This is a genomic window from Neisseria sp. P0008.S004, assembly GCF_051962755.1.
Taxonomy (GTDB): domain Bacteria; phylum Pseudomonadota; class Gammaproteobacteria; order Burkholderiales; family Neisseriaceae; genus Neisseria; species Neisseria subflava_A.
In genome coordinates, this window is sequence record NZ_JBQCUZ010000065.1 from 1 (window position 1) to 232 (window position 232).

General features: G+C 64.2%; 1 protein-coding gene. It reads right to left on the reverse strand.

The genetic code is table 11. The features are described from left to right. Nucleotides 1-9: 9 nt before the first annotated feature. Nucleotides 10-232, reverse strand: a 223-nt coding sequence (locus tag ACTHSW_RS10955) for a MerC family mercury resistance protein (RefSeq protein ID WP_440373934.1), incomplete at its 5' end; no start/stop codon positions are given.

Below are 232 nucleotides of genomic sequence, written 5' to 3' on the forward strand. Positions count from 1 at the left end.
CTCACGCAGTCAGTCGTGTTTCGCGGGGAGTTCGCAGCCATCCGGGCCGCAGCGGCGATTTACCGGCGAAACCAAGTCCCAGATCGACACGCCGATCATCAGGGCTAGGCCGGTGTATACGAGGCGTGCTGTCCACCAGTTGCCAAGCAGCCAGACGGTTCCGGCGAACACGATGGCTGGCCCGATCATGCCGAGCAGGCTGCGGTGCCATTGCCGATGACTCAGCCAGCCC